Annotated in this window: 11 protein-coding genes; all 11 read left to right on the top strand. The window is 71.1% G+C overall.

The window, feature by feature from the left end:
- The first annotated feature begins 104 nt into the window (after positions 1-104).
- The 11 genes from ACIQMX_RS00605 (at position 105) to glyA (ending at position 13196) form a co-directional block, all read left to right on the top strand.
- Complete coding sequence (locus ACIQMX_RS00605; RefSeq protein WP_363074574.1) at positions 105-1436, top strand: homoserine dehydrogenase; 1332 nt, start codon at positions 105-107, stop codon at positions 1434-1436.
- A gap of 6 nt (positions 1437-1442) precedes the next feature.
- Complete coding sequence (gene thrC, locus ACIQMX_RS00600) at positions 1443-2513, top strand: threonine synthase (RefSeq protein ID WP_363074572.1); 1071 nt, start codon at positions 1443-1445, stop codon at positions 2511-2513.
- Positions 2514-2957: 444 nt separating this feature from the next.
- Positions 2958-3875, top strand: coding sequence for a homoserine kinase (gene thrB, locus ACIQMX_RS00595; RefSeq protein WP_363074570.1), 918 nt, complete (start codon positions 2958-2960; stop codon positions 3873-3875).
- A gap of 386 nt (positions 3876-4261) precedes the next feature.
- On the top strand, positions 4262-6307 hold the full coding sequence (gene rho / locus ACIQMX_RS00590) for a transcription termination factor Rho (RefSeq protein ID WP_363074568.1): 2046 nt from the start codon (positions 4262-4264) through the stop codon (positions 6305-6307).
- A gap of 355 nt (positions 6308-6662) precedes the next feature.
- Positions 6663-7763 (top strand): LCP family protein, encoded by a 1101-nt coding sequence (locus ACIQMX_RS00585; protein ID WP_363074566.1) that lies wholly within the window; start codon positions 6663-6665, stop codon positions 7761-7763.
- Between the two features lie 154 nt (positions 7764-7917).
- Positions 7918-8142, top strand: a complete 225-nt coding sequence (rpmE, locus tag ACIQMX_RS00580; protein ID WP_136328765.1) for a 50S ribosomal protein L31 — start codon at positions 7918-7920, stop codon at positions 8140-8142.
- Between the two features lie 150 nt (positions 8143-8292).
- Complete coding sequence (prfA, locus tag ACIQMX_RS00575; protein WP_363074564.1) at positions 8293-9369, top strand: peptide chain release factor 1; 1077 nt, start codon at positions 8293-8295, stop codon at positions 9367-9369.
- 206 nt (positions 9370-9575) lie between these two features.
- The gene (prmC, locus tag ACIQMX_RS00570) at positions 9576-10421 is read left to right on the top strand and encodes a peptide chain release factor N(5)-glutamine methyltransferase (RefSeq protein ID WP_363074562.1); all 846 of its coding nucleotides are present in this window, start codon (positions 9576-9578) and stop codon (positions 10419-10421) included.
- Positions 10422-10467: 46 nt separating this feature from the next.
- Positions 10468-11115 (top strand): L-threonylcarbamoyladenylate synthase, encoded by a 648-nt coding sequence (locus ACIQMX_RS00565; protein ID WP_363074560.1) that lies wholly within the window; start codon positions 10468-10470, stop codon positions 11113-11115.
- A complete protein-coding gene (locus ACIQMX_RS00560) occupies positions 11112-11753 on the top strand; it encodes a protein-tyrosine-phosphatase (RefSeq protein WP_363074558.1) in 642 nt (213 codons plus the stop codon). Before ACIQMX_RS00565 ends, ACIQMX_RS00560 begins: the two co-directional genes overlap by 4 nt.
- A 180-nt stretch (positions 11754-11933) precedes the next feature.
- Entirely contained in the window at positions 11934-13196 is a 1263-nt protein-coding gene (glyA, locus tag ACIQMX_RS00555; RefSeq protein WP_363074556.1) for a serine hydroxymethyltransferase, read from the top strand.
- Positions 13197-13257 lie beyond the last annotated feature (61 nt).

The following is a 13257-nucleotide window of genomic DNA, read 5'->3' as shown; positions in this document are numbered from 1 at the left end:
CCCCCGGGCCCCGCCAAACATCTCAGGATCCGGACGGGTGGCGGAAACCCCCGTCCGGTGAGTGAGACTGGTTCACACATCAGATGTAAAGGAAACGAGGTCGGATGATGCGTACGCGTCCGCTGAAGGTGGCGCTGCTGGGCTGCGGAGTGGTCGGCTCAGAGGTGGCCCGCATCATGACGACGCACGCCGACGACCTCGCCGCGCGCATCGGCGCACCGGTGGAGCTCGCCGGCGTCGCCGTGCGCCGGCCCTCCAAGGTCCGCGAGGGCATCGACCCCGCGCTGATCACCACCGACGCGACCGCCCTGGTCAAACGGGGCGACATCGACGTGGTCATCGAGGTCATCGGGGGCATCGAGCCGGCCCGTACGCTCATCACCACCGCCTTCGAGCACGGCGCGAGCGTCGTCTCGGCGAACAAGGCGCTGCTCGCCGAGGACGGCGCGGCCCTGCACGCCGCCGCCGAGCAGCACGGCCGGGACCTCTACTACGAGGCCGCCGTGGCCGGTGCCATCCCGCTCGTCCGGCCGCTGCGCGAGTCCCTGGCCGGCGACAAGGTCAACCGGGTCCTCGGCATCGTCAACGGCACCACGAACTTCATCCTCGACAAGATGGACACCAGCGGCGCCGGCTACTCCGAGGCGCTCGACGAGGCCACCGCCCTCGGGTACGCCGAGGCGGACCCGACCGCCGACGTCGAGGGCTTCGACGCCGCCGCCAAGGCCGCGATCCTCGCCGGGATCGCCTTCCACACCCGGGTGCGGATCGGCGACGTGCACCGCGAGGGCATCACCGAGGTCACCGCCGCGGACATCGCCTCCGCCCGCCGCATGGGCTGCACCGTCAAGCTCCTCGCCATCTGCGAGCGGGCAGCCGACGGGGAGTCCGTCACGGCCCGCGTGCATCCCGCGATGATCCCGCTCAGCCACCCGCTGGCCTCCGTCCGCGAGGCGTACAACGCGGTGTTCGTCGAGGCCGAGGCCGCCGGGCAGCTGATGTTCTACGGTCCCGGCGCCGGTGGCGCACCGACCGCCTCCGCGGTCCTCGGCGACCTCGTCGCGGTCTGCCGCAACAAACTCAACGAGGCCCCCGGGCCCGGAGAGTCCGCGTACACGCGTCTGCCGGTGAGCCCCATGGGCGACGTCGTCACGCGGTACCACATCAGCCTCGACGTGGCCGACAAACCGGGCGTGCTCGCCCAGGTGGCGACGGTCTTCGCCGAGCAGGGCGTATCGATCGACACGGTCCGCCAGCAGAGCCGGAATTCGAGCGGCGGCGACGAAGCCGGCGTCGAACAGGGCGGCGGCGAGGCATCCCTCGTCGTCGTCACCCACCGCGCGCCCGACGCCGCCCTCTCCGGGACCGTCGAGGCACTGCGCAAGCTCGACACCGTGCGCGGTGTCGCCAGCATCATGCGTGTTGAAGGGGAGTAAGGACCCATGACCACCAAGGGCACCCACCAGTGGCGCGGCATCATCGAGGAGTACCGGGACCGTCTTCCGGTCACGAGCACGACGCCCGTCGTCACGCTCCGTGAGGGCGGTACGCCGCTCGTACCCGCTCAGGTTCTCTCCGAGCGCACGGGCTGCGAGGTGCACCTCAAGGTCGAGGGCGCCAACCCCACCGGGTCCTTCAAGGACCGCGGTATGACCATGGCCATCACCCGGGCCAAGGAGGAGGGCGCGCAGGCCGTCATCTGCGCCTCCACCGGCAACACCTCCGCCTCCGCCGCCGCGTACGCGGTGCGGGCCGGAATGGTCTGCGCCGTCCTCGTGCCGCAGGGCAAGATCGCGCTCGGCAAGATGGGCCAGGCGCTCGTCCACGGCGCCAAGATCCTCCAGGTCGACGGAAACTTCGACGACTGCCTGACGCTGGCCCGCTCGCTCTCGGACAACTACCCCGTGGCGCTGGTCAATTCGGTCAACCCGGTGCGTATCGAGGGCCAGAAGACCGCCGCCTTCGAGATCGTCGACGCGCTCGGCGACGCCCCGGACATCCACGTCCTCCCGGTCGGTAACGCGGGCAACATCACCGCGTACTGGAAGGGCTACACGGAGTACGCCAAGGACGGCCTGTCCACGCACAAGCCGCGGATGTGGGGCTTCCAGGCCTCCGGTTCCGCGCCCATCGTGCGCGGCGAGATCGTCAAGGACCCGTCGACCATCGCCACCGCCATCCGGATCGGCAACCCGGCCTCCTGGCAGTACGCGCTCGCCGCGCGGGACGAGTCGGGCGGCTTCATCGACGAGGTGACGGACCGCCAGATCCTGGCCGCCTACCGCCTGTTGGCCTCGCAGGAGGGCGTCTTCGTGGAGCCCGCCTCGGCTGCGTCCGTCGCCGGTCTGCTGAAGGCCGCCGAAGAGGGCAAGGTCGACCCCGGCCAGAAGATCGTCTGCACGGTCACCGGCAACGGCCTGAAGGACCCGGACTGGGCCGTCGCGGGCGCCCCCCAGCCGGTCACCGTCCCGGTCGACGCGGTCACCGCCGCCGAGAAGCTGGGCCTCGCGTAGCCGTACCCCGCCACGGTTGCGGCCGTGCCCGGGGTCCGGACGACGGACCCCGGGTACGGCCGCCGCGGCTCATCGGAAAGCCGGTCCAAACGCCGCTTTCAGGGGCAGAGAGCGCATCGAAGGGGTGCGACACGCATCGTGCGCCTCCTGTGCGCCCTATGTCGCGACAGAACCTTCCTTCGATAAGCTGTACCCAACCCGCCCCGCCGAATGAGCCGGGGTGTTCGGGCCGTTGCGGCCGTCGGTTCATTCCCGGGATCAGGGCTTCACCCGCCGCCGCACGCGCCCCGAAGAATCCCCACACACCCGCAGACCCCGGAAATCCCCAGCCCGGCAGAACCCCGAAGAGCCGTACAGAGCAGAACCCGAAGAGCCGCGAGAGCCCCGAAGGACACCGCAGCTCCTCGCATTCCCCGCCGCCTCACAAGGAGAGTCGTCAAAGCGATGGCCGGTCCCGCCTTCCGAGCCGCCGCCGTCCGGGTGCGCGTCCCCGCGACCAGCGCCAACCTGGGCCCCGGTTTCGACGCCCTCGGCCTGTCGCTGGGCCTCTACGACGACGTGGTCGTCCGGGTCGCCGACTCCGGGCTGCACATCGACATCGCCGGAGAGGGCGCGGACACGCTGCCCCGCGACGAGAAGCACCTGCTCGTACGGTCCATGCGCACCGCCTTCGACCTGCTCGGCGGACAGCCCCGCGGGCTGGAGATCGTCTGCGCCAACCGCATTCCGCACGGCCGCGGCCTCGGCTCCTCCTCCGCCGCGATCTGCGCCGGCATCGTCGCCGCCCGCGCCGTGACGACCGGCGGTGACGCCCGGCTCGACGACGCGGCGCTGCTGGAGCTCGCCACCGAGATCGAGGGCCACCCCGACAACGTCGCGGCCTGCCTGCTGGGCGGATTCACGCTCGCCTGGATGGACGGCGGATCGGCCCGCGCCATCAGGATGGACCCCGCAGATTCCATCGTTCCGGTGGTTTTCGTTCCCGGCAAGCCGGTGCTCACCGAGACCGCCCGCGGACTGCTGCCGCGCAGCGTCCCGCACGTCGACGCCGCCTTCAACGCCGGCCGCGCCGCGCTCCTCGTCGAGGCCCTGACCAGGCGCCCCGAGCTGCTGCTCACGGCCACCGAGGACCGGCTCCACCAGGAGTACCGCGCACCGGCGATGCCGCAGAGCGTGGAGCTCGTCAACCGGCTGCGCGCCGACGGTGTGCCCGCGGTGATCTCCGGTGCCGGGCCGACCGTGCTGGCGCTGGCCGAGGACGGTGCGGCCGACAAGGTCGCACGGCTGGCGGGCGAGGGATGGGCGGCCAACCGGCTCGCTCTCGACGCCCGGGGTGCGAGCGTGCTGCCGCTCGCGTCTTAGCGAGAAGTGATTGCCGGTGAGTGAGAGGGGGAATGTTTGTTGGAGCCGGTAGTGTTAACCTCAAGTCTGCAATCGACGTCTATGTGGCGCGTTGCTTCGTGTCCCTTTCCGGGACCACCTTTTCTTCCGGGAGCCTCCCCAACTGCCTGAGCAGCCTGCCTGAGCAGTTTCGAGCACGCTCCGGAACCGGCACGACACCCCTCGCTTGTCCAGGAGTGGGCCGAGCAGGGGGATGCTCGCGCCGGGCCCCAGCACACCTTCATCTCTCCGCCGTACCTATCCGGCGGACCACCGCCCCGGCACGGTCCGCACCGAAGACCGCAGTCGGACAGCACAACCGGTCGCCGAGCCAGAAGGCCGACGTCCGCTCCAGGGAAGGACCCTTCGTGAGCGACACCACCGATCTGATGGGCGTGACTGCCGACAAGAGCGTCGACAGCGCCGCGCCCGCCGAAGGTGCTGCCACTGGCACCACCGCACGGCGCCGCCGCTCCGGCACCGGCCTTGACGGCATGGTCCTGGCCGAGCTGCAGCAGGTCGCGTCCGGCCTCGGGATCAAGGGCACTGCGCGGATGCGCAAGAGCCAGCTGATCGAGGTCATCAAGGAGGCCCAGGCCGGCGGCTCCTCCGCGCCCAAGGCCAAGGCCGCCCCGGCCCCCGCCGAAGAGGCGGAGACCAAGCCGAAGCGCCGGGCCACCTCCAAGGCGCGCACCGGCACCGGGGCCGAGACCCCGGCCGCCGCACCCGCCGAGAAGGCCACGGCCCAGCAGCAGATCGACATCCCCGGCCAGCCGGCCAGCGACGACCAGCCCACGGGCGAGCGTCGTCGGCGCCGTGCGACCGCGCAGGCGGGCAGCCCGGACACCAAGCCGGACGCCAAGGCTCAGGCCAAGGACCGCGCGCAGGACGAGCCGAAGCACGAGGCCCCCGCCGAGGACCGTTCCGAGTCCAAGGCCGAAGCCGCCGCGGACAACGCCGAAGGCCGTCGTGGCGACCGCCAGGACCGCGGCCAGCGGGGCGAACGCGGTGAGCGCCGCGAGCGTCAGCGCGACCGCCGCGGCAAGGGCGACGAGCAGGGCGGCGGCCAGGGCGGCCAGCGTCAGCGTCAGGGCGGCCAGGGCGGCGGCCAGGGTGGCCAGGGGCAGAACCAGGGCCAGCAGGGCGGCGGCGGACCGCAGGACGACTTCGACGACGAGGGCGGCCGCCGTGGCCGCCGGGGCCGCTACCGCGACCGCCGCGGCCGTCGTGGCCGCGACGACTTCGCGAGCGACGCGCCGCCGGTCAGCGACGACGACGTCCTGATCCCCGTCGCGGGCATCCTGGACATCCTCGACAACTACGCGTTCATCCGGACCTCCGGCTACCTGCCGGGCCCGAACGACGTGTACGTCTCGCTCGCCCAGGTCCGCAAGAACGGTCTGCGCAAGGGTGACCACGTCACCGGTGCCGTGCGCCAGCCCAAGGACGGCGAGCGCCGCGAGAAGTTCAACGCGCTGGTCCGCCTCGACTCGGTCAACGGCATGGCGCCCGAAACCGGCCGCGGCCGCCCGGAGTTCCAGAAGCTGACGCCGCTGTACCCGCAGGACCGGCTCCGTCTGGAGACCGACTCCAACGTCCTGACGACGCGGATCATCGACCTGGTCGCCCCCATCGGCAAGGGCCAGCGAGGCCTGATCGTGGCCCCGCCGAAGACCGGTAAGACCATGATCCTCCAGGCGATCGCCAACGCGATCACGGTCAACAGCCCCGAGTGCCACCTGATGGTCGTCCTGGTCGACGAGCGTCCGGAAGAGGTCACCGACATGCAGCGGTCGGTGAAGGGCGAGGTCATCTCCTCGACCTTCGACCGTCCCGCCGAGGACCACACCACCGTCGCCGAGCTGGCCATCGAGCGCGCCAAGCGTCTCGTCGAGCTGGGTCACGACGTCGTCGTCCTGCTGGACTCGATCACCCGTCTGGGACGCGCGTACAACCTCGCCGCCCCGGCTTCCGGACGCATCCTGTCCGGTGGTGTCGACTCGACCGCGCTCTACCCGCCGAAGCGGTTCTTCGGTGCGGCGCGCAACATCGAGGACGGCGGTTCGCTGACCATCCTGGCCACCGCGCTCGTCGAGACCGGCTCGCGCATGGACGAGGTGATCTTCGAGGAGTTCAAGGGCACCGGCAACATGGAGCTCAAGCTCGACCGCAAGCTCTCCGACAAGCGCATCTTCCCGGCGGTGGACGTCGACGCGTCCAGCACCCGTAAGGAAGAAATCCTGCTCGGCAGCGACGAGTTGGCGATTACCTGGAAGCTGCGCCGGGTGCTCCACGCACTGGACCAGCAGCAGGCGATCGAGCTCCTCCTGGACCGGATGAAGAAGACCCAGTCCAACGCGGAGTTCCTGCTCCAGATCCAGAAGACGACGCCGGCTCCGGGCAACAACGACTAGTCGCAGCCCGTCGGCAGTACACAGGGCCGCCCCCGGCACTTCGGTGCCGGGGGCGGCCCTGTGCCGTTGCCCTCCCGAGACCTTCGCCACACGGCCGGTGGGCCCACGGCCACGCCCCGTTGCCTGTAGCGGGCAAGAAACCGCAGGTGAGTGCCGGGTGACCGGCTGTTCCCGGACTCCTTGAGCCGGTCCCGGGGCCGCCCGGAGGCCACAGGCCCCTGTGCAACCCTTCTTGTCGCCGCCGCGTCGTAACCAGGAGCGACACCACGCGTGACGTCATGGGCGACAAAGCGGCATACGGACCCGCACACCATTGCAGGGGGTAGCCGGGAGCAGCCGAGGAACGAGGAGACGGATGAGCGGGCAGAGCGGGAGCAGCAGCCGAATACGGGCCACCGGCAAACGCCGGAGGAAGCCGTCCCGCCGCCGCAGGGCGACCGTCACGGCCGTGTGGAGTCTGGCCGGCCTGGTCGTCGTCGGCGGAGCGGGACTCGGGTACGCGTACGTCCACCTCAACGGCAATCTCAAGGCCGTCGACATCAACAACGCGCTGGGCAAGGACCGCCCCGACAACGTCGACAACGGCTCCGAGGACATCCTCGTCCTCGGCTCCGACTCGCGTTCCGGCGCCAACGCGCAGTACGGCGAGGACCAGGGCGGCGCCCGCTCGGACACGGCGATGGTCGTGCACGTCAACAAGGGCCACAGGACGGCGAGTGTCGTCTCCATCCCGCGCGACACCCTCGTCACCCGGCCCGAGTGCACCGGCGACGAGAGCGGACAGCCCGTCGCCGGGGAGCAGCGGGCGATGTTCAACACGGCGTACGAGGTCGGCGGACCGGCCTGCGCGGTCAAGACCGTCGAGTCGATGTCCGGGATCCGCATGGACCACTACATCGAGGTCGACTTCACCGGGTTCAAGAAGCTGGTCGACAAGCTCGGCGGCGTCGAGATCACCACCAAGCAGGCGATCAACGACTCCAAGAGCCATCTGAACCTGGAGCCGGGCACCCACACCCTGAACGGCGAGGAGTCGCTCGGCCTCGTCCGCACCCGCAAGAGTGTCGGCGACGGCAGCGACCTCGGCCGCATCCAGCTCCAGCAGGCCTTCATCAAGGCGCTGATGGAACAGGCCAAGAGCGTGGGCATCCTCGACGGCACCAAGCTGTACGGCATCGCGGACACCGCGACCAAGGCCATCACCACCGACTCCGACCTCGGCTCCGTCAAGGAACTCGCGTCCTTCGCGAGCGGCCTCAAGGGGCTCGGCTCGGACGACGTCCACATGGTGACGCTGCCCGTGGAGTACGACCCCGCCGACCCGAACCGCGTCATCCCGCAGGAGGAGGCCGGCAAGCAGGTGTGGCAGGCGCTCCTCCACGACCGGCCGATCCCCGCCTCCGCCACCGAGAAGTCGGCGGGCGACAAGGGCGACGCCGGGCAGATCGTGCAGTGACGGCCCCACCCGCGACCGGCACCGGGAATAGCGGGCGGCCGACCCCCGTTTTGGGAGATACGGCCAGTCCTGGCAGACTGGTACGTCGGCCCCGGTTCACGGACGCGCAATCCGTGCGTACGACCCGGCGCCCTCCCGAACCTAGGAGAAACCCTTGAAGCGCGACATTCACCCCCAGTACGTCGAGACTCAGGTCAGCTGCACCTGTGGCGCGTCGTTCACCACTCGGTCCACCCTGGACAGCGGCGCCATCCGTGCCGACGTCTGCTCCGAGTGCCACCCGTTCTACACGGGCAAGCAGAAGATCCTCGACACCGGTGGCCGCGTGGCCCGCTTCGAGGCCCGCTTCGGCAAGGCCGCCGGCTCCGCCAGCAAGTAGCGAGCCACTGCGCCGGTCCTTGGCGCCCTCTTCCCGGGGGCGCCGGGACCGGCGTTTTTTTCCGGCCGGGACGACGGCGACCCCGTATCCCGCACGGCAGGCATCCGCCGGCCGGCAGGCACGATGAGCGTAGAAACCAGGAGCCCGAAGATGTTCGAGGCGGTCGAGGAACTGATCGGCGAACAGTCCGATCTCGAGAAGAAGCTCGCGGACCCGTCGGTCCACGCCGACCAGGCCAACGCGCGCAAGCTCAACAAGCGCTACGCCGAGCTGACCCCGATCGTCGCCACATACCGCTCCTGGAAGCAGACCGGCGACGACATCGAGACCGCCCGAGAGTTCGCCGCCGACGACCCCGACTTCGCCGCAGAGGTCAAGGACCTGGAGAAGGAGCGCGAGGAGCTCACCGAGAAGCTCCGCCTCCTGCTCGTACCCCGTGACCCCAGTGACGACAAGGACGTGCTCCTGGAGATCAAGGCGGGCGCGGGCGGCGACGAGTCCGCCCTGTTCGCCGGTGATCTGCTGCGCATGTACCTGCGCTACGCCGAGCGCGTCGGCTGGAAGACCGAGATCATCGACTCCACCGAGTCCGAGCTCGGCGGCTACAAGGACGTCCAGGTCGCCGTGAAGACCAAGGGCGGCAACGGTGCCACCGAGCCCGGCCAGGGTGTCTGGGCCCGGATGAAGTACGAGGGCGGCGTGCACCGCGTGCAGCGCGTGCCCTCCACCGAGTCCCAGGGCCGCATCCACACCTCGGCCGCCGGTGTGCTCGTCACGCCCGAGGCCGAGGAGGTCGACGTCGAGATCCACGCCAACGATCTCCGTATCGACGTGTACCGCTCCTCCGGCCCCGGCGGCCAGTCCGTCAACACCACGGACTCCGCGGTCCGCATCACGCACCTGCCCACCGGTGTCGTCGCCTCCTGCCAGAACGAGAAGAGCCAGCTCCAGAACAAGGAGCAGGCCATGCGTATCCTGCGGTCGAGGCTTCTCGCCGCGGCCCAGGAAGCCGCCGAGCAGGAAGCGTCCGACGTGCGCCGCAGCCAGGTGCGCACGGTCGACCGGTCCGAGAAGATCCGTACGTACAACTTCCCGGAAAACCGCATCTCGGACCATCGCGTCGGCTTCAAGGCGTACAACTTGGACCAGGTGCTCGACGGGGACCTGGACGCCGTGATCCAGGCCTGTGTCGACGCCGACTCCGCAGCCAAGCTCGCCGCCGCGTAAGGGCGGCCGGCACATGGGGGTGGAAGAAGGAGCGGGGCTGGGTGCGTGCAGCTGCAAGGCGGAGGACTGAGCAATGGCGGAGCCCTTGTGATTGACGACAACGCCGCAGACGCGCGTGCCCGGCCCCGCGACGCCGCACCCCAGGTGACGGTCGCCCCGAGCCCCGAGCCCCACCGCCCCGCTCGTAACCCGTACGGAGAACCGCGATGAACCTGCTGCTCGCCGAGGTGGCCCAGGCCACCCAGCGGCTGGCCGACGCCGGTGTCCCTTCACCGCGATTCGACGCGGAGGAACTCGCCGCGTTCGTGCACGGCGTCAAGCGGGGCGAACTCCACAACGTGCCGGACGCCGACTTCGACGCCCGCTACTGGGAGACCATCGCCCGGCGCGAGGCCCGCGAACCGCTCCAGCACATCACCGGCCGCGCCTTCTTCCGCTACCTGGAGCTCCAGGTCGGCCCCGGCGTCTTCGTGCCCCGGCCGGAGACCGAGTCGGTCGTCGGCTGGGCGATAGACGCCGTCCGCGCGATGGACGTCGTCGAGCCGATGATCGTCGACCTCTGCACCGGATCGGGCGCCATCGCCCTCGCCATGGCCCAGGAGGTGCCGCGCTCGCGCGTGCACGCCGTGGAGCTGTCCGAGGACGCCCTCAAATGGACCAGGAAGAACGCCGAGGGGTCCAGGGTCACCGTGCACCGCGGAGACGCGCTGACGGCCCTTCCCGAGCTCGACGGACAGGTCGACCTGGTCATCTCCAACCCGCCGTACATCCCGCTCACCGAATGGGAGTACGTGGCCCCCGAGGCCCGTGACCACGACCCGGAGATGGCCCTCTTCTCCGGCGAGGACGGCCTCGACACCATCCGCGGCATCGAGCGCACCGCCCACCGTCTGCTGCGTCCCGGCGGCCTCGTCGTCATCGAGCACGCCGACACCCAGGGCGGCCAGGTGCCGTGGATCTTCACCGAGGAGCGTGGCTGGGCCGACGCGGCCGACCACCCCGACCTCAACAGGCGCCCCCGGTTCGCCACGGCCCGCAAGGCCATGCCGTGACCGGAGGAAACCACCCCTACCCGTACATGCTTGAGGAGGCCGGCTGATGGCACGGCGATACGACTGCAACGACGCCACGGACCGTACGACGGGTCTGCGCGAGGCCGCGTCCGCCGTCCGCCGCGGCGAACTGGTCGTGCTGCCCACCGACACCGTCTACGGGATCGGTGCGGACGCCTTCAGTTCCGAGAGCGTCGGCGACCTCCTGGAGGCCAAGGGCCGCGGCCGCAACATGCCGTCCCCGGTCCTCATCGGCTCGCCGAACACCCTGCACGGCCTGGTCACCGACTTCTCGGAGCAGGCGTGGGAACTCGTCGACGCCTTCTGGCCGGGTGCGCTGACGCTCGTCGCCAAGCACCAGCCCTCGCTCCAGTGGGACCTCGGCGACACCCGCGGCACCGTCGCCATCCGGATGCCGCTGCACCCGGTCGCCATCGAGCTGCTCACGGAGGTCGGCCCGATGGCCGTCTCCAGCGCCAACCTCACCGGACACCCCTCGCCCGAGGACTGCGACGCCGCCCAGGAGATGCTCGGCGACGCCGTCTCCGTGTACCTCGACGGCGGCCCGACCCCGGGCATCGTCCCGTCCTCGATCGTCGACGTCACCGGCAAGGTGCCGGTCCTGCTGCGCGCCGGCGCGCTCTCCGCGGAGGAGCTGCGCAAGGTGGTACCCGACCTCGAGGTGGCCAATTGACCGCCCCTGAGGGGCGTGGCATAGCGGGGCAGACCGACACCTTCCGCATCCTCCACGTCAGCACCGGCAACGTCTGCCGCTCACCGATCACCGAGCGGCTGACGCGGCATGCCCTCGTGGACCGCCTGGGCGACCCGTTCCTGGGCGGGCTGATCGTGGAGAGCGCGGGCACCTGGGGGCACGAGGGCGCCCCGATGGAGGCGAACGCGGAGGTGGTCCTCGCCGACTTCGGCGCCGACGCCACCGGGTTCGTCGGCCGCGAACTCCTCGACGAGCACGTGATCCGCGCCGACCTGGTGCTCACCGCCACCCGCGACCACCGCGCCCAGGTGATCTCGATGGGTCACTCGGCCGGACTGCGCACCTTCACGCTCAAGGAATTCACCCGCCTGGTCCGGGCGATAGACCCCGCGACGCTGCCCGACGCGAGGGACGAGGGCGTCGTCGAGCGTGCCCGCGCCCTGGTCCGTGCGGCCGCCGCGCTGCGCGGCTGGCTGCTGGCCCCGACCGCCGAGGCCGACGAGGTCTACGACCCGTACGGCGCCCCCATCACCTTCTTCCGGTCCATCGGCGACGAGATCAACCAGGCCCTGGACCCCGTCGTCACCGCGCTGACGGGTGTCTCCGCGCCGCACTGAAGGGCCGCCCGGGAGGCCGTCCCTGCCGCGCTGACGGCCGTACGGCGAGGACCTGGTCCCCTGGGGGCCGATCGGGTGCGTCATGGCTCAGGACGGCGGGCAGCGGCCCCGCCCCGGGCCTACATTGGAGCTGACGCCACCCTCCCCGGGCGTCGCCCCTCCCCAGGCCCGGAGCCCCCGATGCCGGTCACCACCGCTGCTGCCGCACCCTCCGCCGTCGCCGCCCTGCCGCAGGACTTCGACGCCCTGCTCCGGGAGGATCCGGAGATCGCCGACGTCCTGGTGGAAGAGCTCCGCCGGCAGTCCGGCACCCTCCAGCTGACCGCGGCGGAGAACTTCAGCTCGCCCGCGGTCCTGGCCGCCCTCGGCTCCCCGCTCGCCAACAAGTACGCCGAGGGCTACCCCGGCGCCCGCCATCACGGCGGCTGCGAGCAGGCGGACGCGGCCGAACGCATCGCGATCCGCCGGGCCACCGCGCTCTTCGGCGCCGAGCACGCCAATGTGCAGCCCCACTCCGGATCCTCGGCCGTCCTCGCGGCCTATGCGGCGCTGCTGCGTCCCGGCGACACGGTCCTCGCGATGGGCCTCCCGTACGGCGGCCACCTCACGCACGGCTCGCCCGCCAACTTCTCCGGCCGCTGGTTCGAGTTCATCGGCTACGGGGTGGACTCCGAGAGCGGCCTGATCGACTACGCCCAGGTCCGCACCCTGGCCCGTACGCACCGGCCCAAGGCCATCGTCAGCGGCTCGATCTCCTACCCCCGCCACCCCGACCACGAGCAGTTCCGGGAGATCTGCGACGAGGTGGGCGCGTACCTCATCGCCGACTCCGCACATCCGATGGGCCTGATCGCCGGGGGAGCGGCGCCGAACCCCGTGCCGTACGCGGACGTGGTCTGCGCCACCACGCACAAGGTGCTGCGCGGACCGCGCGGCGGCATGATCCTGTGCGGCGCGGAGCTGGCGGAGCGGATCGACCGGGCCGTCTTCCCGTTCACCCAGGGCGGCGCCCAGATGCACACGGTGGCGGCGAAGGCCGTCGCGTTCGGCGAGGCGGCCGCGCCCGCCTTCGCCGCGTACGCCCACCAGGTCGTCAACCACGCCCGGGTCCTGGCCGCCGGCCTGGAGGCCGAGGGTTTCGACGTCACGACCGGCGGCACCGACACCCACCTGATCGTCGCCGACCCCGCCCCGCTCGGCGTCGACGGCCCCACCGCCCGGACCCGGCTGGCCGCGGCCGGCCTGGTGCTGGACACCTGCGCGCTGCCGTACGGGGACGCCCGAGGCATCAGGCTCGGCACCGCGGCCGTCACCACGCAGGGCATGGACGACACCGACATGGCCCGCCTCGCGGTGCTGATGGGGTCAGCGGTGCGCGAGGAGGGCGACGTCCTCGCGGAGGTGCGGGAGATGGCCGCACAGCATCCGCCGTACCCCGGGTGAAACGCATCTGATCTCCGCGAGGGCGCCAGCCTGTGCAACCATCGCGGGGCCTGCCGTGTCC

The sequence above is a fragment of the Streptomyces sp. NPDC091416 genome (genome assembly GCF_044756845.1).
In the GTDB taxonomy this organism is placed as follows: domain Bacteria; phylum Actinomycetota; class Actinomycetes; order Streptomycetales; family Streptomycetaceae; genus Streptomyces.
This window is presented reverse-complemented; position numbering and strand designations above follow the sequence as displayed.

Bases quoted from the DNA above. Each gene is read 5' to 3' on its own strand.
- glyA (WP_363074556.1), top strand. From the start codon at position 11,934: ATGCCGGTCACCACCGCTGCTGCCGCACCCTCCGCCGTCGCCGCCCTG.
- prfA (WP_363074564.1), top strand. From the start codon at position 8,293: ATGTTCGAGGCGGTCGAGGAACTGATCGGCGAACAGTCCGATCTCGAG.
- ACIQMX_RS00585 (WP_363074566.1), top strand. From the start codon at position 6,663: ATGAGCGGGCAGAGCGGGAGCAGCAGCCGAATACGGGCCACCGGCAAA.
- thrC (WP_363074572.1), top strand. From the start codon at position 1,443: ATGACCACCAAGGGCACCCACCAGTGGCGCGGCATCATCGAGGAGTAC.
- ACIQMX_RS00565 (WP_363074560.1), top strand. From the start codon at position 10,468: ATGGCACGGCGATACGACTGCAACGACGCCACGGACCGTACGACGGGT.
- ACIQMX_RS00605 (WP_363074574.1), top strand. From the start codon at position 105: ATGATGCGTACGCGTCCGCTGAAGGTGGCGCTGCTGGGCTGCGGAGTG.
- thrB (WP_363074570.1), top strand. From the start codon at position 2,958: ATGGCCGGTCCCGCCTTCCGAGCCGCCGCCGTCCGGGTGCGCGTCCCC.
- prmC (WP_363074562.1), top strand. From the start codon at position 9,576: ATGAACCTGCTGCTCGCCGAGGTGGCCCAGGCCACCCAGCGGCTGGCC.